This window comes from Streptomyces olivochromogenes, from assembly GCF_021538895.1.
Lineage (GTDB): Bacteria > Actinomycetota > Actinomycetes > Streptomycetales > Streptomycetaceae > Streptomyces > Streptomyces olivochromogenes_A.
In genome coordinates this window covers 1-21,234 of record NZ_JADDRL010000028.1, presented here as the reverse complement: position 1 = coordinate 21,234, position 21,234 = coordinate 1, and the positions used below count along the sequence as shown (strand labels likewise).

Below are 21,234 nucleotides of genomic sequence, written 5' to 3'. Positions count from 1 at the left end.
GTCACAGTCCCTGGGCTTCGCAGTAGTCGACGGTGTTGAGGTAAGCCCGGTGCAGCTCGGGTGTTGCGGTGAACCGCGGGTCGTCGGGGCCGGTCGCGGTGCCGCGCCAGGCGTGCACCCGCAGTGGCCCCACGACGTAGTCCGAGCGCGGGTCCAGCGGATGGGCGACGTTGGCGACCAGCACCAAGAGGGGCATTTCCGCGACGAGTTCGACGTGCGCGTCCGGTCCCGCACTGCCCCGCCAGGCGAGGGTGCCGTCCGTCTCGACACGGACCCCCTGGAAGAAGGACACACTGGGCGGCAGATCGCGCCGGCTCAGGCCGTGTTTGGCGGCTGCTTTGACGAAGAGTCCGCGGCCTGACGGGGACGGTCCCTCGGGCCGGGCGTCACCGTACTTGCGCTCGTTCCAGGTGTCCGTGGTGGTGCCGCAGAAGGCGTCGTGCCGACCGGAGGAGTCGCCGGTGACGACGGCCATGACCCGGCCGTCGCCGGACAACAGCGGGTGGTCCTCGCCCAGGTAGGCCTGCCAGGGGATCTTCTGTGTATCGGCGACGTTGAGCCGCTCCACCGGTTCCAGAGCGTTGAAGAGCAGCAGATGGGCGCAGGCGTCACCGGTCGGGTCGTCGAAACGCAGCCGGGTACCACGGGCGAGAACCTTGTGGGTGTAGCCGCCGGGTGCGACCGTCTCCGCCCACACAAGGGCGGCCGGGTCCACTCCCGGCGGGCAGTACGGGCCGGCGGACGCCGGAAGATACGGCGTCCACTGGCCGGTCTGCCCGCCCTGGGCACGCGCGTCGTCCCGGGCGCTGCGGACGCTGTCGGTCAGATGCAGATCACGGACGCCGGCAGGAGCCCTCCCGGAGGGCTGCTGCTCGCGAGCGTTCCCGGTGGGGTGTGCGGTGAAGTGCCGGCCGTGCGGTGTGATGGCCGTCGGCCCTTCGGTCGTGGACATGGGTGTGTCGTCGTCCCTTCGTCGGTGCGGCGTCAGCGCGTCCGGTGGTGCGGGGCGGGCGGGCCGCCAAGCCGTCAGGCCGGCTCGGCGACCGCCTCGGCAATCGGCTCGATGTGCGTGTGGGGTACGTGCCTCAGCTCGATCCGGCGGTGCAGCCGGCGGGCGAGGAAGTAGCCGACACCGACGGCGAGGCTGAGCCCGATGAAGAGCAGGGCGCTCCATTGCAACCACCAGGTGCCCTGGGTGAGGTCGTAGATCTCCGTGCGTGGCCACAGCAAGTTGACCGTCATGCCGACCTGGAAGAGCACGGCGAGCGTGTTGACGACGATTCCCCAGCGTCCCAGCGAGAACAGCGGTCGGCCCGTCTCGTCGACGCCGTCCGGGAGGCGGCCGGTGTCCCGGCGCCGGAACCGGGCGACCAACAGCGGCAGCGTCACGCCCAGGTAGGCCAGGTAGAGCATCGCGATGCAGAGGCTGGAGAGCGCGGTGAAGATCGCCGACTGGCGGACGTTCACCAGGAGCGCAATCGCGGCGCCCACGCCCACCACGACCGACGTGATGATCGGCGCACCGGTGCGGGCTGAGACCTTCCCGAGGTGCCGGTGGAAAGGCAAGGCGCCCTCACGCGCCATGGAGTAGATCATTCGGGCGCCTGAGGTCTGCACGGCCAGGGTGCAGGCGAACACCGCGACCGCGACGCAGCACAGCAACAGCCGTCCCAGAGCGCCTCCGAGCCGGTCGGTGAGTACCCAGGAGAGACCGCCGGCGGCCAGGTTACCGTCGGTCAGGCTGCTCGCCGCCAACAGCCCTGCGAGGATCAGCAGCGCGCCACCGACGCCCGAAACGATCAGTGCCCGCAGGATGGTCCGGGGAGTGGTCCGGCGTGGGCTGTGCGTCTCCTCCGCCAGTTCGCCCGCAGAGTCGAAGCCGACCATGACGTAAGCCGCCATCAGTGAAGACGCGAGGAAGGCACCGAAGTAGCTGCCGTCGCCGGCCGCGCCGGTGTCGTGAGCCACGACCTGCGGGCCCCGCTCGGGCAGGAAGAAGAGCACCAGCACCAGTGCGATCACACCGACGATCTCGACCGTGACGCCGATGCTGGTGGCGGCGGCCATTTGGCGGATGCCGAGGATGTTCACCACTGTCGTGACGACCAACAGGAGGCACCCCAGGACAACCGCGTTCCGGGCCCCGGTCGGTGAGGCGACCGACGGATCGGCGTGCGGTCCGCCGATGATCTGAAAGCCTGTCCAGATGCCCGGCAGCACCGCCTGCGCGGCGATCGCGGCTGCCGCGACGGTGAGGATCTGCCCAATGATCATGATCCAGCCGGTGAACCAGCCGACCGTGGTGCCGGCCAGCCTGCTCGACCACTGGTAGATCGCCCCGGAAATGGGCCAGCGAGCCGCCAGTTCGGCGAAGCACAGAGCGACCAGCAACTGACCCGCGAAAACCAGCGGCCAGGTCCAGAAGAACGCCGCACCGCCGAGGCCGAAGCCAAGGCCGAAGAGCTGGAAGACGGTGGTGAGTATGGACACGAAAGAGAATCCCGCGGCGAACGACGCGAAGCTACCCATTCCGCGGCGCAGTTCCTGGTGGTAGCCGACGGGAACGGCACTGGTCGTGACGTCGCCGGCAGGGCGTGGCCCAGGGGTGAGCTCTGATCGATTCATCACCGCACCTCCGATCGATGGTTACCTGTCGACTGACAGGTATTGCGATGGTGGGGCGAAGCGGTCTCGCGGCCGAGTCACGGGCGTTAACGTCGTGTAACCGGTGCCTCTCATGCGGGACTTACCGGTTTCACTGCAGCTGTACGGTCCCCCGCTCCTGCGCCCCAAGCCTTGCGGGAACCATGGGCGACGACAGGCGGGACGAACGGTGCCCAGTGGGGTCGGTCGGGGCGGCCTTCGCTTGTGCCGTGCGCGCAGCAAGGCAGCGCATTTGATGCAAAGCCAGCCACAGGCCAAGGCCGAACGCGCTACTGACCCCTGAGCCCGCACCACGAACGCAAGCACCGCAACTACCTGCTCTTCCTCGACCTTGCCGGCGGCCTGTGGTGACCCCTTGGGCGTCGACGGAACGGTGTCCAGGTCGCATGGCTTGCCGGTGCCGTTGGTGACGGTGAGGGTGGCGCGGAAAGGTGTCCGGTCGGCGTCGGGCCTGTCGCCGTACTCGCCAACCGGTGACGGTGCGGGCTCCGCAGAGACCTGGTACAAGCTTTGCGCACACCCTCTGCTCGGAGAACCACGCCCTCCGAGCACATACTCGCCACCGCGCACGCCACCATGAACACCCCACTGGCACCGTGCAAATCGACGCACTCGTCACCCCGGAAGGCGACCCGATCGCGCCATAGAAGGACCGGGATCGCGATGCTGTGGCCCGGCTCCAGCACCAGATGAACCGGCGTGGACCCCATCGGCTTGGAGTCGGCCGACGACCCCTTGCCGACGTACACACTGAGCTCCGGGTAACCGTCGAAGGCGGCAAGGCTTCGATCCCTTGGGCGCGGCGCTGAGCGTCGCCGTCGGCGCGTTGTGCGGCTTGCCCGACGATGCTGCTGGAGCGTCGACGGACATCACCGCGTTCGCCGACTTTCCGCCGGCGCAGTGCCGTCCATCGGCGGCTCGCGCGGCCTCTCTTGCCAGTTCGCAGCCCACCTCGTCACCGCGGCCGCCAGCAAGCCACAGCCCACCGCCGGGGGCGTCGCCCTCCGCGGAGCGCGTGACTGGTCTACACCCTTGACTGGTACAGACCAAAGCGGTTGAGTGTGCCTCCACACCCCCCCACCACAGCCGCGCCCACGCCGTGACGGTCCGACCGGCACGTGCGCACCAAGGCCCGGATACACGCTGCCTTGTTCGGGTGCGGCCGTGCTCCGCAAAGGAGTTGATCCTGTGTCGAGGCGCCGCATCTCCGCCGTGGTCACCGCACTCGTCCTCGGAAGCACCGTGCCGGTCCTGCTGCCGACCGCGGACGCGTCCGCCGCCGCGTGTTCGAGCTATCCGAGCTGGGTCGCCGGAAGGCCGTACATCACCGGCGACATCGTGCGTTACAGCGACGGCAAGGCCTACATCGCCGAACATGACAACCCGGGCTACGACCCGACCATCAGCACCTGGTACTGGGAGCCCTACGCTTGCGACAGCGGCCCTGGGACCCCCGTCGGCACCTTCGTGGTGAGCGAGGCCCAGTTCAACCAGATGTTCCCGAACCGGAATTCCTTCTACACGTACAGCGGCCTCACCGCCGCTCTGAGCGCCTACCCCGCCTTCGCGAACACCGGCAGCGACATGGTCAGGAAGCAGGAGGCCGCGGCCTTCCTCGCCAACGTCAGCCACGAGACCGGCGGTCTGGTGTACGTGGTCGAGCAGAACACGGCCAACTACCCGCACTACTGCGACTGGAGCCAGCCGTACGGCTGCCCGGCCGGCCAGGCGGCCTACTACGGGCGCGGCCCCATCCAGCTCAGCTGGAACTTCAACTACAAGGCCGCGGGCGACGCGCTCGGCATCGACCTCCTCAACAACCCGTGGCTGGTGCAGAACGACGCCGCCGTGGCCTGGAAGACGGCCCTGTGGTACTGGAACACCCAGACCGGGCCCGGCACCATGACGCCCCACAACGCCATGGTCAGTAGCGCCGGCTTCGGCCAGACAATCCGTAGCATCAACGGCTCCCTCGAGTGCGATGGCAAGAACCCGGCGCAGGTACAGAGCCGCGTGGACGCCTACCAGCGGTTCACGCAGATCCTCGGGACGTCGCCCGGCGGCAATCTCTACTGCTGATCGGGGTATACGAGTTCGTAAAGTCAGTGCGGCGGCTGACCGGGCGTGTACAGGACTGCGCCGACGACCTGGGAAACGATCACCGCGTATGTCGGGGGCAGCAGAAAGCTCGGCGCACTGCCCGTCCACCCCACGACGTCGACGCCAGGATTTTCGCGCAGCCAGGACTCCAGGGTGGCCGCCTCGCGGTCGGGCAGGACCGCGAGGCGTCGGCCGGTCTCGGCATCCGTGATGACCGTGGCGTAGCGGTGGCGGCGGCGCAGAGCGAAATCGTCCACGCCGATCACCCGCGGGACCGTCTGCTGCGGCAGCGGCAGGCGCCGTAGATGGCGCAGCACAGTGTTGCGGGACTCCGGCACGCCGAGGAAGCCGGCGAGGCGTGCGGCTGCCCGGCCGCATAACTCCCGCGCCACCTGGGATATCTGCCGGGCAAGCCACACCGTGCGGCGCTGGTGGCGCTCCAGCAGCCAGGGAATCTGCTCCCGGAAGCTCTGCCGTCGGCAAACCTGCGTCGGACAGACCAGCCGCCGTACGCGCAGGTGGACGACCTGGCGGCCGTAGACCGGCACGTCCGTCACTGTCCGGTGGTGATACCCGTGCACTTTCGCCGTCGGAGTCCCGCACACCGGACACAGTACGGCTACATCCCGAGTGCGGGCCGTGATCAGCACCGTGCCGCCGCCCTCCGTCACGTCCTCAATGACCAGCGCCGACAGCCCGGAAAACACCTTCCCTATAAGGGAGTTGATATCCATCACAAGATCGTGATCACTGACGGCTACTCGACGAAACCACCGACTAGATGCTGTTGGTGATCTTCAGTTGGTCAGGGTTCGGCAGAGTCGCTTGAATCGACTCGCGGGACGGGGCTGGCGTGGTGGTGAAGTACCTGGTGGGAAGTGTCCGCTCAGTCGGATGATGTCCGTTCCGGCGGCGGTGAGAATGTGCTGGACGTGGGTTTTTGCCATGCCTCGGTAGCGGCAGTGCCGTAGTCCGTGGGCGTGGACGGTTTCGGAGACGGTGGCTTCGCAGCCGGCCCGGATCGCATAGTGCTGCCTCCACTGGACGGTTTCCTGCTCGCGTCGGACCCGTGTCTGGATCTCCTGCAGGAGCTGGGGCAGCAAGATGATGTGGCGGCTGCGGTCTTCAGCGGTGCCCGTGCATTCCTGTCGGGCTTCGCAGGTCCGGCAGGCCGGCTTGGGGAACAGCACGGACAGCCATTCATGTCCGTCACCCTGTGTTGCCTTCCAGGGATGACTGGTCACTCCACGGGGGCAGGTGAGGGTGCGGGCCTGCCAGTTGGGCGTGAAATCCGCCTTGGTGAAGCCGGGATGCTCACGAGCCCTCGGGTCGGCCCGAACCGGACCGGTCAGTACCACCCCGTGGGCGCGCTCGGCACGGTCGATGGATTCAGGAGTGATGTATCCGGCGTCGACGAAGTGTTCCAGGTCCGTGAATCCCTGCCGGACCAGGTTCTGATGGATCTGTTCGAGGGCGTCGATGTCCTGCTCGGGCGCCGGCCGGGTGGTGACCTGCACGATCACGTGCGGGCCATCACCACAGGTTTCGCTCTGATGATCGCGATAGCCGATCCACTCCTTCTTTCCGGACGCGGTGATGATGATCCGGTCGCTGATGCGTGGGCGGTGGCAGCCCAGCGGTTGGTCCTGGTGGTACTCCGGCCGCTCGGGCAGCAGGGCCGCGAATTGGCCCCAGAGTGGTTCGGTCAGCCATGATGGCAGCACAGGCACAGGTCTCCCCAGTGATCCCAGAGCGTCGCAACTCCATGATCGCCAGGACCTATGCTTGTCCCGCTGCCGGGGTACCAGCACCGCGCCTGTCTGTCCGACCTCTAAGAACGATCGAGAAAGACCGAGAAGGACTGCGTAGGTGGATGCCGCCTGAGCTGTATGTATCACGAAGAGTGAGCAAGGTCGCGACGGCCAGTCAAGATCATGTGCCGACTCGTAATGCGTAGGTCTCGGGCTCGAATCCCGAAGGCGGCTCAGGAAGGTGCAGTTCAGCGCCTTGGAGGCCTTTCGCGGCGAGCGCGGAGGGCCTTCTTGCTGTCGAGATGGGAACACTCCGGGAACGACAGCTGTCCGATATTTCCCTTTTCGCCACCCCGATCTTCGGTGCGGGTTTCGGGTTGCGTGACACTGTGCACATGGTCGATTGGGGTGTGGCCGAAGCGGTGGCGCAGGGGGCGACACGGACCGTGACGTGGGTGGTGCGTGACTGACATTGCCCTCCTGGCCAGTCTGACCAGTCTGGGCGGCGTGGCACTTCAAGCGCGTGCCTCCGCCTGGGTGCGCCCGGCTGACCAACCATGCAACCGAGGGGCAGGAAAGGGCCGATTGCGGATGGGTCGGGCGATGGTCAGACCGGGAGAGCGGCGACCTCTCGATCAGGGCATAGGCATACGGCGGGCTGTACTCAGGCCAGCCGCCGCAGATCCTCCAGATACTGCAGGACCGCGGCCACCCGGCGGTCCACCTTGTCCGTCGGGGACAGGTCGAGCTTGGCGAAGATGCTGCGGATGTGTTTGTGGACGGCGCCCCCGGTAACGACGAGACGTTCGGCGATGGCGGTGTTGCCCAATCCCTCGGCCATCAGGGCGAGTACGTCCCGTTCGCGGGGGCTGAGCCGGTCGAGGCGGGTGTCCTGGCGGGAGCGGGTGAACAGCTGCGCGACGACCTCGGGGTCGATGGCGGTGCCCCCGGCGGCCACCCGGTGGAGGGCGTCGAGGAACTCCTCCACCCGGCCGACGCGTTCCTTGAGCAGATAGCCGAGGCCGCCCACACCGCCGCCGAGCAGCTCGGTGGCGAAGCTCTGCTCGACGTATGCGGACAGTACGAGGACGGCCAGGTCGGGCCATCGGCGCCGGGCCTCGACCGCCGCGACGATGCCCTCGTCGGTGTGGGTCGGCGGCATCCGTACGTCGAGGATGGCGACGTCCGGCTTGTGCTCGTCGATGGCGGCCAGCGCCTCGTCGGGGGTGCCCGCGGTGGCCACCACGTCGAGGGACTCGGCGCGCAGCAGCAGGGCGAGGCCCTCGCGCAGCAACGGGTCGTCCTCGGCGATCACGATCCGCATGTCACCATCCTTATCTCACGCTCCACAGGGAAGATCCACCTTCAGGGTTGTCGGGCCGCCGGGCGGGCTGGCCAGGGAAAGGGTGCCGTCGTGCGCCGCGATCCGGCGGCGGATGCCGGTGAGTCCGGAGCCGCCGTCCTCGTCCGCGCAGCCCCGGCCGTCGTCCTCGACGGTCAGGAGGAGACGGCCACCGCGGCTGCGTGCCATGACGGTGGCCTGTTCGGCGCCGCTGTGCTTGGCGATGTTGGTCAGGGCCTCGGCGACGACGAAGTAGGCGGTGGCCTCGACGGAGGCGGCGCAGCGTTCGGGTACGTCGACGTCGATCCGGCAGGGCACCGCGCAGTTCACGGCAAGCCCGGAGAGCGCGCCCGCCAGCCCGCGGTCGGCGAGCACCGGGGGCAGGATGCTCCGGGACACCGTGCGCAGCTCTGCAAGGGCCTGTTCGGCGGCGGACTGGGCGCGTTCGAGCAGTTCGTCGGCGCCGGCCGGGTCGCGGGCCACCATCCGGCGGGCCGCGCCGAGCAGGACGGTGACGGAGACGATCCGGTTCTGTGTGCCGTCGTGCAACGACCGCTCGATGCGGCGCAGTTCGGTGGCGTGGGCGTCGAGGGCGGCGGCGCGGGTCGCGGTCAGCTCCGCCACCCGCAATGAGAGATCGGTGTCGGAGCCGACCGCCAGGAGGAGGCGTCCCGGACGGGACTGCAGCCGGGCCATGCCGGGGCCGAGTCCGAGGATGATGAGGATCCAGCCCACGCCCAGCATGGCCACGGCGAGGGCGTCCGGCCAGGAGTGCGCGTTGCCGTACCCCACGGATGTGGCGGTCACGTCCCTGGGCACGAACTTCCAGTACAGCGGAAACGCGGTGTCTCGCACGGCGGAGATCGGCAGGATGACGCCGAGCAGCCCCAGCAGGAACCCCAGGGTGGCATGCCGGACCAGCCAGCACAGCTCCCGCCGGGTGGTGGGGTCGACGAGGGCGGGCTGCAGCCGTGTCGGCGAGGGGGCCGGAGCGACGACCTCGGGACCCCAGCGGCCGAGCCGCTCACGCTCCCGGCCGGCCAGGGCATGCAGCGCGCGCAGAAGCGCGGGTGCCATGAGCAGCCCCACGCCGACCAGGCTCGTCACGGCGGTGACGGCCAGCCAGAGCAGCACGAGCAGCGCCAGGAGTGCCGTATTGAGCCCGGAGGCGAGCTGCGCCGTCGCGGCACCCGCGGCGCTCAGGGGTCGTACGACGGTGTCCTTGAGCCCCGCACCGTCCCTGGGCCCTGTACTGTCCTCGAGCCCCGCGCTCCGGTCACCGGCCGCGGCGTCCTGATGGATGGCCACAGCGCCCTCCCTTCGTCGCGAAGGACCTTACGGCGTGGGCCCGTTCGCAGTCCGCCCGGGGGCCGAGGAGTACAGCCTGCTGTACCTCGAACCGGGCGGGCTGCGGGATCGGCCGACGGGGGGCGCGATCCATAGCGTCGGTGACGACAGCCGAGCTCGAGAGGAAGCCCCATGCCGAACGCCGACCCCTACCGCCTGACCAGCGCCGACGCCACGCCCGGCACGTCGTCGACGCCCACCCTCACCCGCGGGGACGCCGCCCACGCCCTGCTCTGGATCCTGGTGGTGATCAGCGCGGTCGCCAACATGGTTGCCTCGTTCCGCGACTCGAACACCTGGGTGAGCCTGGCCTGCGGCGCGGTCACCGTGTTCTGCGGCGGCACCCTCGTCGTGCGCAACCTGCGGGGCCGTCGATGAGCCCCGCCTTCGCCCGGGCCCGCCGCTCGGCGACGACCGTCTCCGGCATCCCCGGCGCGCCGACGTCCGCCATCGCCCTGGACCGGGTCAGCAAGGAGTACGGGGGCGGCGTACGTGCCCTCGACGAGGTGTCGCTGGCCGTGGAACGCGGCACGTTCCTCGCGGTGATGGGCCCGTCGGGCTCCGGCAAGAGCACGCTGATGCACTGCGCCGCCGGGCTGGACTCCCCGACCTCGGGCAGTGTCCGCATCGACGGTCACGAGATCGCCGGCCTGAACGAGACCCGCCGCACCGAACTGCGCCGCGAGCGCGTCGGGTTCGTGTTCCAGGCGTACAACCTGATCCCCTCGCTCAGCATCGAGGACAACATCACGCTGCCGCTGAGACTGGCGGGACGCGCCCCGGACCACGATTGGCTGCGGACGCTGGTGGAGCGGGTCGGGCTGACCGACCGGCTCACCCACCGCCCGGCCGAGCTCTCCGGCGGCCAGCAGCAACGGGCCGCCGTCGTCCGGGCGTTGGTGGCCAAGCCGGCCGTCGTGTTCGCCGACGAGCCAACCGGCGCACTCGACCTGCGCAGCGCCCACGAGGTCCTCGACCTTCTGCGGGACCTGGTGAACGACCTGCACCAGACGGTCGTGATGGTCACCCACGACCCGGCCGCCGCGGCCCGCGCGCACCATGTGCTGGTGATGGCCGACGGCCGGGTGGTCGAGGCCCTCGAAGCGCCGACCGCCCCCGAACTGGCCCGCCATCTCGTCGCGTTGGGAGAGGTTTGAGCCATGCTTCGTCTCGCGATACAGATGGTCCGGCACCGGATCACCGCGCTGATCGCCGTGGCCTGCGCGGTCCTCGGCGGCGCGGCCCTGATCACCGGCACCGGCGTCCTGGCCGAGTCCGGCCTGCGCTCCCACCTGCCCGTCGGCCGCCTCGCCGGCGCGGACGTCGTCGTGGCGGCCGACCAGAAGTTCCATCCGTCCGGGGACCTGCCGATCGCGCTCCCGGAGCGACGTACGGTCCCGGCCCGCCTGGTCGGCGAACTGGCCGACCTGCCGGGCGTCACCGCCACGGTCGGCGACATCGGCTTCCCCGCCGCGCTTGTCGATGCCCGCGGGCGCGTCGTGGTGACCGGGGCTCCCCAGGCGTCGGGGCACGGCTGGTCCTCCACGAAGCTGCTGGACGGTGCGCATGTAAACGGCAGCGGGCCGGCCGGTTCCGGTGAGGTCGCAGTGGACACTGCCACCGCCGCCGCGGCGGGGGTGAAGGTGGGCGACCGGGTCCAGGTCGTCGCCAATGCCCGACCCGCCGCCGGTTACCGGGTCTCGGCGGTCGTCGACGCGCCGGGCGCGGGTGTCTTCTTCGCCGATACGACGGCCGTACGACTCTCAGGGCGGGACGGCGGCTCGCGCGCCGGAACCGTCGACCTGATCGGCCTCCGCGCCGCACCCGGCTCCGCGGAACAGGTCGCCGCCGAGGTCCGTACGAAGCTGAAGGGCACCGGCCTCGAGACAGTCACCGGTGCGGGCCGCGGGGACCTGGTGTCCCCCGGAGCGGGCGCGTCCCGCTCCCTCCTGATCCTCCTCGCCGGTTCGCTCGCCGGGATCATCCTGCTGATCACCGGGTTCGTGATGGCGAGCGCGCTGGCCGTGTCGATCGCCGGGCAGCGCCGGGACCTGGCGCTGATGCGAGCCGTCGGTGCAACTCCCAAGCAGATCAGGCGACTTGCCGCCGCCCAGTCGACCGTCGTCGCGGCCGTGGCCCTCGTACCCGGTGTCGCGCTCGGCTATCTGCTGGCGGGCCAGTTTCGGGGGCTGCTGGCGGACCGCGGGGTCGTTCCGTCCGAACTCCCGCTCACCCTCAGCCCGTTGCCCGCCCTCGCGACGATCCTGTTGATGGCCCTGGCCGTGCAGGTCTCGGCCCGGGGCTCGGCGTGGCGCACCTCGCGGATGCCGGCCACCGAGGCGGTCGCCGAATCGCGCAGCGAGCCGCGCAATCCGTCGCGGACCCGGACCCGTATCGGCCTGCTGGTCATCGTCGCCGCGACCACCATGTCGGTCCTGCCGCTCTTCTCCCGCACGGTCCTCGGCGCTACGGCCACGTCCATGGCGGGCATTCTCGGCGCGATCGGCCTGGCCCTGTCCGGCCCGGCGCTGGTACGGGGCATCGGGAACGCCGCGGCCCGGCGCGCCCGGTCCGGCGTCTCCGCCCCGACCTGGCTGGCAATGGCCAACGTCCGTGCCTACGCCCTGCGCAACGCGGGGATCGTCAGCACCCTGGCCATGGCGGTCGTGTTCGTCCTGACGTACACCCTCACCCAGACCACCGTGCTGGCCGCCACCGCGGACGACACCCGCACCGGCACCCTCGCCCAGCAGCGGCTGAGTGCGCCGGGCCTGGGCGGACTGCCCGCCGGGACGCTCGCCAACGTACGGAGGACCGCTGGGGTACGGGCGGCCGTCCCCGTCAGTGACACCACCGCCATCTGGACGTACGACATGTTCGGCGACCCGGAGACCGACTCCGGCTCGGCGATGATCCTCACCCCGGACGCGTCCGACCTCCTCGACCTCGACGTACGCGACGGCAGCCTGGACCGTCTCACCGGCGCCACCGTCGCCGTCAGCAGCGATGTCGCGCGCTCGCGCTCCGCGTCGGTGGGCCATCGAGTCCGTCTCGTCCTCGGCGACGGCGCGAAGGTCGACGCCAAGGTGGTCGCCGTCTACGCCCGCGGCCTCGGCTTCGGCACGGTGGTTCTCTCCCACGACCTGGCGGCCGGCCACACCACGACGGGGCTCGACCAGAGCATCCTGATCCGCACGGACGGAACGGCGACCGCCCGGCAGGCCCTGACGACCCTCGCCGCGTCCCACCCGGGCCTGGCACTCGAAGACACCAACCTGGCCTCCGGAGACGGCCTGAAGGACGCGCCGCCGGAGGTGTGGATCAACCTGGCCACGATCGTGGTCCTGCTCGTCTACCTCCTGCTCAGCATCGCCAACAAGCTCGTCGCCGCCACCGCCCAGCGCCGGGTCGAACTGGGGGCCCTCCGCCTGAACGGCACGACCCCTCGCCAGATCCGCGCCATGATGCGCCGCGAGGCAGCGGTGACGGCAGCCACCGCGCTGACCGCGGCTCTACTGCTCTCTGCCGTGCCCCTCGCCCTCCTGGGCCAAGGCTTCCTCGACCGCCCCTGGCCCGCCGGCCCGGTGTGGCTGCTGCCCGCCCTCGCCCTGACGGTCACCGTCACAGCGTTCCTCACCATCGAACTCCCCACCCGGCAGGCCCTGCGCACACCGCCCGCGGACGCCATCCGTGCCCAGTGAGCGCGCCTCCCCAGACGCGGTCAGCCCGCCAAGGCGATCCACACAGCGAAGACCAGGAAGACGATGCTGCCGAAGAACAGGAACACCACCGGCCCGTCGTGTGCCGCCACATGAGCACGCGAGCCCTTTGCGGGTCGTGCGACAGATACACCACTCCCACCTCCCGCCCCGTCGCCAGCCCCATCCCGCTCCCCCGGGCTCGCGGTGGGAATTCCACCCGGTACCCGCGATGCTCGGTGAAGGCGATGACCGGCACCCATGTCGGCCCGTCGGAGTCGTGGGTCCGCGCGTTGTCGACCACGAGACCCTGCGTCCGCGTCCCGTGCTGCCGCAACCGCCGTACCACCACGGTCTCCCGCAGCATGGCCGCAAAGAGCAGCATGGCGGCCGCCCCGCACGCCAGAGCACCGATGGGCAGACGAGCTTCCTCCTCCTCGGGCACGGCGCTCACGCCTCTTCGAGCCGCGAACGCAAGAGACGCACCGATCTGGTGTTCGGTTGCGGCCTCCGCCGGGGTTGCCCGACTCTACCTGGCAGTACGGGAAACAGGCTTTGACTGCTCGGAGTTGACGTCGGTGGCGCCACGTCCGGCGCCACCGGGAGAGCGGCGGCCGGCGGTCACGGCGCTCAGGGCGAGTACGGCCAGCCCGCACCCGGCGATGATCCACCAGGGCGCCGCCCTCGACCCGGCGGCGACCACGGCGCCGATCGCCGCGATGCCGATCGCGGAGCCGACCTGCCGGCTGGTCGCGGCCACCGCGGCGGCCACCCCCGCCCGGTCGCGGGGCAGGCCGGCGACCGCAGTGTCCGTGATCGGCGCGTTGACGAAGCCGAAGCCGAGGCCGAACAACGTGTAGGCCAAGGCCAGAAGGGTGTACGAGGGGTGGATGGAGCGGGTGACGAGCATCGCCAGCACACCGCTGGCAGTGATACCGGCCCCGGCGATCAACAGCGGCACCCGCGGGCCCCGACTGCCCACGATCCGCCCGGACAGCGGCGGGCACACCAGCGACAGCGCCGCCATCGGCAGCAACCGCAGCCCTGCCTCCAGCGGGCTGAGCCCCACTCGCCTTGCAAATAGAGGGCGTTGGAGAAGAGGAAGCCGCCGAGTGCGGCGAATGCGAAGACGGCTGTCAGGGTGGCTCCGCTGAACGGCGGACTGCGGAAGAGCTGCGGGTCGATCAGCGGTTCGGCGCGCCGGTTCTCGTATGGCACGAGCCCGGTGAGGGCGCCCGCCGCGGCGATGAGGCAGGCCGCGATCAGCGGGGAGGTCCAACCCTCGCCGGGCCCTTCGATGACGGCATACGTCAGCGCGTCGAGCAGGACGATCACCAGCAGCTGCCCCACAGGGGCCGCGCGCCGGGCCCGTGCCGCACGCGACTCCGGGACGACCAGCGCGGTAAGGACCAGCGCGGCCAGCCCGATCGGTACGTTCAGCCAGAACACCGACCGCCACGCGACCGACTGCACCGGTACGCCGCCCAGAACCGGCCCGGCCGCCATGCTGACGCCGACCACGCCACCCCACACACCGATCGACCGCGCCCGCTCCCGGGGCGCGGGAAAGGTGTTGGCGAGGATGGCCATCGCGACCGGGGTGAGCACGGAGCCGCCCACCGCCTGCACCATGCAAAAGGTCACCAGCCACCCCGTGGTCGGCGCCAGGCTGCACAGTGCCGAGGCCCCGGTGAACAGCACCAGGCCCAGCTGGAAGACCCGCCGCCGCCCGACCCGGTCGGCCGTGGAGCCGGCCGCCGTCAGCAGCGAGGCCGGCACGATGGTGTACGCGTCCAGCGTCCACTGCAGCCCGGAGACCGAGGAGCCGAGGTCCCGCCGGACGGCGGGCAGAGCGACGTTGAGGGCGGTGGTGTCGAGGCTGACGAGCAGGACGCTCAGACAGCAGACGGCCAGGACCGACGTCGGTCCGCCGCGACGGGGTCGGGGCACGGGATGCTTCCCTTCAGGGCGGTTCGTGGCGTGGGCGTCGGCGAAGTCCCAGACCACGGCGAGGAGTTGCTCGGGGGTTTCGATCTGCGGCATGTGACCGGTGTCGGGCAGCAGCTCGAACCGGGCCTCAGGCATGGCCTCCGCGTACGCACGCCCGTACTCGGCGTCGACGACCTCGTCGCTCTCCCCCCACGCCACCAGGGCCGGGCGCCCGACCTTGGCCAGGCGCTCGCGAAGGGAGGGGTCCTCCATGGCGTACGGCCCCGAGTAGACCTCGAGGGCGGCGCGGTTGGCGGCCATCACCGCGCGGGCGGCCTCCGGGAGGGTGGCGGGGTCGACGGCGAACTTCGCGTGGTCGTGGAAGGCGAGCCGCGACAGCTCGGCGGGAGTGATGGAGATGGTGTCGGCGATGGGGTGGCCAGGGACCTTGATGCCGACGGCGTTGACGAGGACGATGCTGCTGATCCGGTCGCTGCCGAGCAGGGCGATCTCCGCGGTGATCCAGCCTCCGATGGAGTTGCCGACGACGGTGACGTCCGTGAGGCCGAGTTCGTCGAGCAGCCGCACGTAGGCCTGGGCGAGGGTGGCGGCATCGGTCAGCCAGTCGGGCCGGGCGGTGCCGCCGAAGCCCGGGTGGACCGGGGTGACGACCCTGGCCGGCCGCCGTCCGGCGAGCAGTCCGGCGAACGGCGCGACCGTCTGCGGACCGCCACCGCCGTGCAGCAGCAGGAAGGGGTGGCCCTGCCCCTGGTCGTCGACGGTGACGTCGAGGCCGCCGGACTGGAGGGAGAGGGTGCGGACGGTGCTGATCATGCTGATTCCTCGGGGAAGTCGGAAGTCGGCCGGTTCAGGCGAAGTCGGTGGCGGGAACGGTGGCGTAGCGGCTCATGACCCTGACGGTCGACTCGGCGTCCAACTCCTGGCCGCCGCCGATCATGTCCCGCAGGTCGCGGAAGTACAGGCGCTCGTACCTCTGGAGGACACGCTGGGGGCGGCGGATCCGGAGGCGTTCGCGCAACTCAAGCGGGACCTCGCGGTGGTGGTCGGCGCGGAGGCCCTGTTCACCCTCACCGACCTCTGCGGGCTCACTCCCGACGAGGCCGTCACCAGCGCCGTACGGACTGCGACGACCTTGACCGAAGCGGCGGTTCGAGCGGCCGGTTGAGGCGTATGCGCCGACGGAGGTACAGCCTGCTGTACCTCCACTTGGGGGGCGCACGGCAATGATCCGCGGACGCCTGACTGGTGTGCTGAACACGTCACGTCAGCCAGCATCCGAAGGGACACCGCGGTGAGCATCCAAGCCCCCGTCAGCATCGAGAACCGACCGGCACATACGGGCTCCGGCCTGCGGGGCAGCATCCGCCGCCGCCCCCTGACCTGGTTCTTCTCGCTGGCCTACCTGCTGAGTTGGATTGCCTGGACGCCGTACATCCTGTCCGAGAACGGCGTGGGCGTCTTGCACTTCGGCTTCCCCGGGGTCGGCGGGACCACCCAGCTCCTCGGCGTCCTGCCCGGCGCCTACCTCGGCCCGATCACGGCGGCACTCCTCGTCACGGGGATCACCGAGGGACGCCGCGGACTGCGGGCCTGGCGCGGGCGGATGACCAAGTTCAAGGTCGGCTGGCGCTGGTACCTCGTAGTGCTGCTCTCGGTGCCCGCCACGCTGACCCTCGCCTCGGTCGCACTGTCCGACCGCGGCCCCGCGGTGCCGCCCGCCGCGGTCCTTGCCGCGTTCCTGCCCGGCCTGATTTTGCAGATGATCACCACCGGCCTCGCCGAGGAGCCCGGCTGGCGCGAGTTCGCCATGCCCCGCCTGCAGCGCCGTTACGGCCCGCTGCTCGGCACCCTCGTCGTCGGCCCGCTGTGGGGTGCCTGGCACCTGCCGCTGTTCCTGACCGAGTGGGGTGGGCCGCACGTCACCTGGACCACGCCGCTGGAGTTCATCGCCACCACGATCGCCTTCAGCTTTGTCATGACGTGGGTGTTCAACCGCACCGGCGAGAGCCTGCCGCTGGCCATGCTGCTGCACTGCGGGGTCAACAACTACTTCTCGCTGGCCTGGTCCGACATGTTCCCGTCCCTGCCCGACGGATACGCCGCCCACGCCTTCCTGCTCAGCTCCACCGCCGCGGCCGCCGTCCTGCTGATCGCCACCCGCGGCCGGCTGGGCTGCCCGCCGGTGCGCGACGCCCACGTACTGCCGGGGCGGACGGCCTGACCCCCACGGTCCGCCGGACCGAGGCACCCGAGATGGCATGTGACCACGGTGGTCATGTGCCATCGGCCGTGCTCCCGGCGGGCGTTCAGCCGGCGCCGGGCCGTCCGTGTGAGAGGAACGCGGGACTTTTCACAGCGGCCGGTCTCCCAAAAGCGGTTTGGCAACAGGGGTGGGGAACATGGCGGTTCTGGTACTGGTCGGCTTGCTGGTGGTGGTCGTCGTCGGTGGGTGAGTCTATGTGGTGTGGGCGGCGCGGGGCGGACCCCGCTGGGTGCGAGTCGTGGGTGCCTTGAGGCTCGGGCCTTTCCCCAAGGCCCGCAGCGGCTGCCCACTGGGCAACCAAAGCTCAATCAACACTCCGCCGCAGGCCAGCGCAACAACTGCCGCCAAAGGCCACGAGCTTCCCAGGCTCAGAGCGCAGGTGTGTACAGCCATGGGCCATGGAGTCGCCCGAAGCGGCCACACGAGCACAAGGTTCAGCGGCATCATGAGCCATGACGAGTCGCAGGCCCGAATCGGAACCCAGTCTGATCGTTGCCCTGTAGTGGCTGTTACTTGCCGCCGTCACGCTCGTCACGTCAGCAGGTGGTGTCCGGCGGTGGTGAGGTGCTGCCGCAGGTGAGCGGTGGAGTGGGCGGAGTCGGCGAGGACGTGAAGGGAGCCCCTCTCGTCTTCGAGGACTTCGGTGGCGACGGCGGCCTCGTGGTGCTCGGCTCCTGCGGCCGGCCGCAGGGTGACAGCGGTGATCAGCCCAGTCTCCGGCTCGATCGCGAGATGGGCTTTGAATCCTTCACGTCGTTGTGAGTACGACTTGTGGGCGTGCCGGGCGTCGGGATCGACGGTGGAGATCATCCGGTCGTAGGCGGTGCGGCGGGCGATGCGCCAGCGTCGGTCGGTGCCGTCAGAGCCGTCGGCGGGTTCGACGTCCTGTCCGGCGACCAGGGCCAGGATCCCCACGGCATCCGCTGCGTGGGGGCCAAGGTCCTGATCGGGCAGACGGCCCAGCAGTTGCAGGGCGTCGGTGACCAGTGCGTCCACCAGCTCGGCGCGTGCCTGCTCGTCGCTCCAGGCGATCCGGGGGTTGCCGGGCTCGCTGTAATCGTGGCCCCGGCAGTGAGCGGCGGCCACCAAGTGGGCGCCTGGGACCTCGCGGATCACGTTGCGGATAGCGGCAATGAGCTGTGTGACGGTGTCCTGGGTGGCCACCGCGTCGTCGAGGACTGCGGAGTCCAGGGCCCTGCGGTTCTTTCCCTTCAGCGCACCGGTGGCGTCCACCACCTCACGCACCGCGTCGAACAGCCGGTCCGGTCGCACCGAACGGGCCAGGCGGCGCCGGAAGTAGGCCAGGAGCGAGGGATGGAACCCGAGATCGTGGAGCCCCAGGCCGCAGGCGGCCTTCCACCGCAGATCGCAGTGAAGCTCTTGCGCGGTCTCCATGTCGGACAGGCCCTGCAACGTCTGCAGCACGATCGCGCAGGCCAGCACACCCGGCGGCACCGAGGGCCGGCCGTTCGGCGAGGGGTACATGTCCGCGAACAACGCTTCCGGGAACAGCGTGTCGCGATGCTCGGCCAAGAACGCGAACACGCTTCCCGCCGGGATCAATTCCCGGCAGGTAGACCACACATCGGGCCCCACCGACTCGCTCCGCGATTGCCCCATCACCCCTACAACTGTGGCCCTGGGCAGGCGGCCGAGACCCGCCATCTTGCGGGTTCCCCACCAACTGGCCCCAAGATCTTCATCGGCCTTCTAGTTGCCGACCGACCGGCCTCCGCCTGAGCAGCCGCTCCCCGCCCGAGCGACCGGTCCGCGCGTGGCCGACCAGCAGAACCGGCCGGCCAGCGCGCCCGCCAGCAGGGGGGCGTCCAGGGCCCAGAAGCCGAGGAACCCCATCCCGAGGACGGCGAAAGCGGGGTCGGCATGGACGTCGGGGTCCCCGAGAGCGGTGAAGTCGAAGACCCAGACAGCGGGGCCTAGGACGGCGCACGCCGCCAGCAACGACCAGGAGCGAGCACGCCCGAGGGACGCCCCCAGCAGCAGGGAGGCCATAAGGCCGCAGGCCACCATGGACAACACGACGGACACGCCACTCAGGTCCTCCTCGACGCCGGCGGCGGCCGGAAGCCATGGACTGACGCCGATCACCACCGCCCACACCGCGGGTGCCGCCAAGTGTCGGGCCGGGGCCCGCCCCCCTGCTGTCTCCTCCGAACGCACTGGTCCGCCTTCCATCGCCTCTCCTCCTGGGACCGGCCGACCAGCATGCTCTCACTATTTTTGAACGCGTTCAACTCCTTGGTCGAGCCGCCACGCATGGGGCTGGGGCCCGGTGAGTGGAGGCGCAGATTCCCACTGCCTCACCGGGCCCCAGTACGGGACGGCCCCTAGTGTGATGCGCCGGAAATTGCGGGCTTAAGTCTGTAGCCTGTTTTCATGTCTCGGGGTCCTCGTGCCGTCGAAGTTGTGCTGTCTGATGAGGAGCGCGCCGAGTTGCTGCGCTGGGCAGGCGGGGCGATGGCGCCTCGTCTTGCCGAGCGGGCGCGCATGGTCTTGGCGTGCGCGGAGGGGAAGCCGAATACGCGTGTGGCGGCGGAGTTCAAGGTAACCGTGGACACGGTGAGGAAGTGGCGCTCGCGGTTCGTTGACCGGCGGATGGCCGGGCTTTGGGATGAGCCGCGGTCGGGCCGGCGCAAGCTGGAGTTGGTGCTCAGCGATGACGAGCGGGCTCAGCTGACGCGCCTGGCGAGGCGGGCGAAGACGGCGCAGTTCCTGGCCCTGCGCGCGAGGATCGTGCTGCGGTGCGCGGAGGGCGGGACGAACAAGCAGGTGGCGGCGGAACTCGGTGTGCGCGAGCAGTCGGTGAGCCGCTGGCGGGCCCGGTTCGTCACGCGGCGGCTGGACGGTCTGGTCGACGAGCCGCGGCCGGGGCGGCCGCCGTCTATCCTGCTCGGCCTGGTCGAAGACGTCATCGTCGCGACGCTGGAATCCACTCCGGGCCCGGATACGCACTGGTCGCGGGCCTCCATGGCCGCCCGCACCGGGCTGTCGAGGTCCACCATCGGCCGGATCTGGAAACGGTTCGACCTCAAGCCGCATCTGCAGGATGCCTTCAAGCTCTCCACCGACCCGCAGTTCGTCGCGAAGGTCGTCGACGTCGTCGGCCTGTACCACAACCCGCCCGAGAAGGCAGTGGTGTTATGCGTGGACGAGAAGTCACAGATCCAGGCCCTGGACCGCTCGCAGCCGGTGCTGCCGATGATGCCGGGCATGCCCGAACGGCGTACCCACGACTATCTGCGGCACGGCATCACCAGCCTGTTCGCCGCCTTCAACATCGCCGACGGCACCGTCATCGGTGAACTGCACCGCCGCCACCGGGCCATCAAGTTCAAGAAGTTCCTGGTCACGATAGACAACGCGGTCCCCACCGGACTCGACGTGCACCTGGTGTGTGACAACTACGCCACCCACAACACCCCCGAGATCAAGGCGTGGCTCGGCAAGCACCCCCGCTTCCATGTCCACTTCACCCCGACCGGCTCCTCCTGGATCAACCAGGTCGAGCGATGGTTCGGCCTGCTCACCGACAAACTCATCCGCCGCGGCGTCCACACCTCCGTGAAGGCGCTGGAGGATGACATCAGCGCCTGGATCGACTCGTGGAACGAGAACCCCAGGCCCTTCACCTGGACCAAGACCGCCGACGAGATCCTTAAATCCCTCGCCGACTACCTCACCAAGGTCACTCCTCCAGCCACCGAAAACCAGCAAGATACTTAAGCCCGCAATTTCCGGCACATCACACTAGCTGCACTCGGTCGTGATCGCGGTTGTGGTGACCCTCCGTGGCTCCGGCACTGAAAGTGATCCAGAACCACTTTTCAGCCGTCGCCGACAACAGGGCTCATCGCTCGTCTTCGTCGTCGAAGTCGTAGGGCGGGATGGTTCATCGCATCACCCTCTGGCCGGGCTCCCGTTCGCCGCGGTGTCTCATCGAGTGATCGCCTCGGTCCCCGACGATGCCGAGCACCTTGCAACTGCAACCTCGATCGCGCTAACGAGAAGCAGATGCTGCCGTCCAGACCTCCTGAAGCGGTAGACCCTGTTCGACGAGGTCAGGGGCTTGAGCGATGAGTGCAGGTACGCGGCCTTCACTCG

Annotated in this window: 13 protein-coding genes and 5 pseudogenes; 6 read left to right on the top strand and 12 right to left on the bottom strand. The window is 69.8% G+C overall.

Annotated elements, in window-relative coordinates; genetic code table 11:
* Position 1: 1 nt before the first annotated feature.
* Together IPZ69_RS16540 and IPZ69_RS16535 are read right to left on the bottom strand one after the other, a co-directional pair.
* Complete coding sequence (locus tag IPZ69_RS16540) at positions 2–952, bottom strand: urea amidolyase associated protein UAAP1 (protein ID WP_235454893.1); 951 nt, start codon at positions 950–952, stop codon at positions 2–4.
* A 74-nt stretch (positions 953–1,026) separates the two neighbouring features.
* Entirely contained in the window at positions 1,027–2,625 is a 1,599-nt protein-coding gene (locus IPZ69_RS16535; protein ID WP_374293289.1) for an amino acid permease, read from the bottom strand.
* 1,227 nt (positions 2,626–3,852) lie between these two features.
* Between IPZ69_RS16535 and IPZ69_RS16530 the strand changes: the two genes are divergently transcribed.
* Positions 3,853–4,743, top strand: a complete 891-nt coding sequence (locus IPZ69_RS16530; protein ID WP_235454891.1) for a glycoside hydrolase family 19 protein — start codon at positions 3,853–3,855, stop codon at positions 4,741–4,743.
* A 113-nt stretch (positions 4,744–4,856) separates the two neighbouring features.
* Here the strand turns inward: IPZ69_RS16530 and IPZ69_RS16525 are convergent.
* The 5 genes and pseudogenes from IPZ69_RS16525 to IPZ69_RS16505 all read right to left on the bottom strand — a co-directional run.
* Positions 4,857–5,498: pseudogene (locus tag IPZ69_RS16525) on the bottom strand (transposase family protein); the annotation flags it as partial.
* Positions 5,499–5,561: 63 nt separating this feature from the next.
* A complete protein-coding gene (locus IPZ69_RS16520) occupies positions 5,562–6,122 on the bottom strand; it encodes a transposase (protein WP_308407481.1) in 561 nt (186 codons plus the stop codon).
* A gap of 240 nt (positions 6,123–6,362) precedes the next feature.
* Positions 6,363–6,494: pseudogene (locus IPZ69_RS16515) on the bottom strand (IS5/IS1182 family transposase); the annotation flags it as partial.
* A gap of 685 nt (positions 6,495–7,179) precedes the next feature.
* Positions 7,180–7,839, bottom strand: coding sequence for a response regulator (locus tag IPZ69_RS16510; RefSeq protein WP_235454890.1), 660 nt, complete (start codon positions 7,837–7,839; stop codon positions 7,180–7,182).
* A 15-nt stretch (positions 7,840–7,854) separates the two neighbouring features.
* Positions 7,855–9,165, bottom strand: coding sequence for a sensor histidine kinase (locus IPZ69_RS16505; RefSeq protein ID WP_374293288.1), 1,311 nt, complete (start codon positions 9,163–9,165; stop codon positions 7,855–7,857).
* Between the two features lie 171 nt (positions 9,166–9,336).
* On the opposite strand from IPZ69_RS16505, the gene IPZ69_RS16500 reads away from it, so the two are divergent.
* The 3 genes from IPZ69_RS16500 to IPZ69_RS16490 are packed head-to-tail and all read left to right on the top strand — an operon-like array spanning position 9,337 to position 12,905.
* Entirely contained in the window at positions 9,337–9,582 is a 246-nt protein-coding gene (locus IPZ69_RS16500) for a hypothetical protein (protein ID WP_235454889.1), read from the top strand.
* Complete coding sequence (locus IPZ69_RS16495) at positions 9,579–10,361, top strand: ABC transporter ATP-binding protein (protein ID WP_235454888.1); 783 nt, start codon at positions 9,579–9,581, stop codon at positions 10,359–10,361. The genes IPZ69_RS16500 and IPZ69_RS16495 overlap by 4 nt, the downstream gene beginning before the upstream one ends.
* A gap of 3 nt (positions 10,362–10,364) precedes the next feature.
* The gene (locus tag IPZ69_RS16490; protein WP_235454887.1) at positions 10,365–12,905 is read left to right on the top strand and encodes an ABC transporter permease; all 2,541 of its coding nucleotides are present in this window, start codon (positions 10,365–10,367) and stop codon (positions 12,903–12,905) included.
* Between the two features lie 526 nt (positions 12,906–13,431).
* On the opposite strand, the pseudogene IPZ69_RS16485 reads toward IPZ69_RS16490, so the two are convergent.
* The 3 genes and pseudogenes from IPZ69_RS16485 to IPZ69_RS47795 all read right to left on the bottom strand — a co-directional run bounded on the left by IPZ69_RS16485 (position 13,432) and on the right by IPZ69_RS47795 (position 15,870).
* Positions 13,432–14,852, bottom strand: a pseudogene (locus tag IPZ69_RS16485) (MFS transporter).
* A 69-nt stretch (positions 14,853–14,921) separates the two neighbouring features.
* A pseudogene (locus IPZ69_RS16480) lies at positions 14,922–15,665 on the bottom strand (alpha/beta fold hydrolase); the annotation flags it as partial.
* 34 nt (positions 15,666–15,699) lie between these two features.
* Positions 15,700–15,870, bottom strand: coding sequence for a hypothetical protein (locus IPZ69_RS47795; RefSeq protein WP_374293287.1), 171 nt, complete (start codon positions 15,868–15,870; stop codon positions 15,700–15,702).
* Positions 15,871–16,143: 273 nt separating this feature from the next.
* Between IPZ69_RS47795 and IPZ69_RS16470 the strand changes: the two genes are divergently transcribed.
* Positions 16,144–17,073, top strand: coding sequence for a CPBP family intramembrane glutamic endopeptidase (locus IPZ69_RS16470; RefSeq protein WP_235454886.1), 930 nt, complete (start codon positions 16,144–16,146; stop codon positions 17,071–17,073).
* A gap of 588 nt (positions 17,074–17,661) precedes the next feature.
* On the opposite strand, the pseudogene IPZ69_RS16465 reads toward IPZ69_RS16470, so the two are convergent.
* A pseudogene (locus IPZ69_RS16465) lies at positions 17,662–18,738 on the bottom strand (transposase); the annotation flags it as partial.
* Positions 18,739–18,825: 87 nt separating this feature from the next.
* On the bottom strand, positions 18,826–19,161 hold the full coding sequence (locus tag IPZ69_RS16460; protein WP_235454885.1) for a hypothetical protein: 336 nt from the start codon (positions 19,159–19,161) through the stop codon (positions 18,826–18,828).
* Between the two features lie 348 nt (positions 19,162–19,509).
* On the opposite strand from IPZ69_RS16460, the gene IPZ69_RS16455 reads away from it, so the two are divergent.
* Positions 19,510–20,856, top strand: a complete 1,347-nt coding sequence (locus tag IPZ69_RS16455) for an IS630 family transposase (protein WP_235454884.1) — start codon at positions 19,510–19,512, stop codon at positions 20,854–20,856.
* Positions 20,857–21,234 lie beyond the last annotated feature (378 nt).

Bases quoted from the DNA above. Each gene is read 5' to 3' on its own strand.
- IPZ69_RS16540 (WP_235454893.1), bottom strand. From the start codon at position 952: ATGTCCACGACCGAAGGGCCGACGGCCATCACACCGCACGGCCGGCAC.
- IPZ69_RS16535 (WP_374293289.1), bottom strand. From the start codon at position 2,625: ATGAATCGATCAGAGCTCACCCCTGGGCCACGCCCTGCCGGCGACGTC.
- IPZ69_RS16510 (WP_235454890.1), bottom strand. From the start codon at position 7,839: ATGCGGATCGTGATCGCCGAGGACGACCCGTTGCTGCGCGAGGGCCTC.
- IPZ69_RS16500 (WP_235454889.1), top strand. From the start codon at position 9,337: ATGCCGAACGCCGACCCCTACCGCCTGACCAGCGCCGACGCCACGCCC.
- IPZ69_RS16495 (WP_235454888.1), top strand. From the start codon at position 9,579: ATGAGCCCCGCCTTCGCCCGGGCCCGCCGCTCGGCGACGACCGTCTCC.
- IPZ69_RS16490 (WP_235454887.1), top strand. From the start codon at position 10,365: ATGCTTCGTCTCGCGATACAGATGGTCCGGCACCGGATCACCGCGCTG.
- IPZ69_RS16455 (WP_235454884.1), top strand. From the start codon at position 19,510: ATGTCTCGGGGTCCTCGTGCCGTCGAAGTTGTGCTGTCTGATGAGGAG.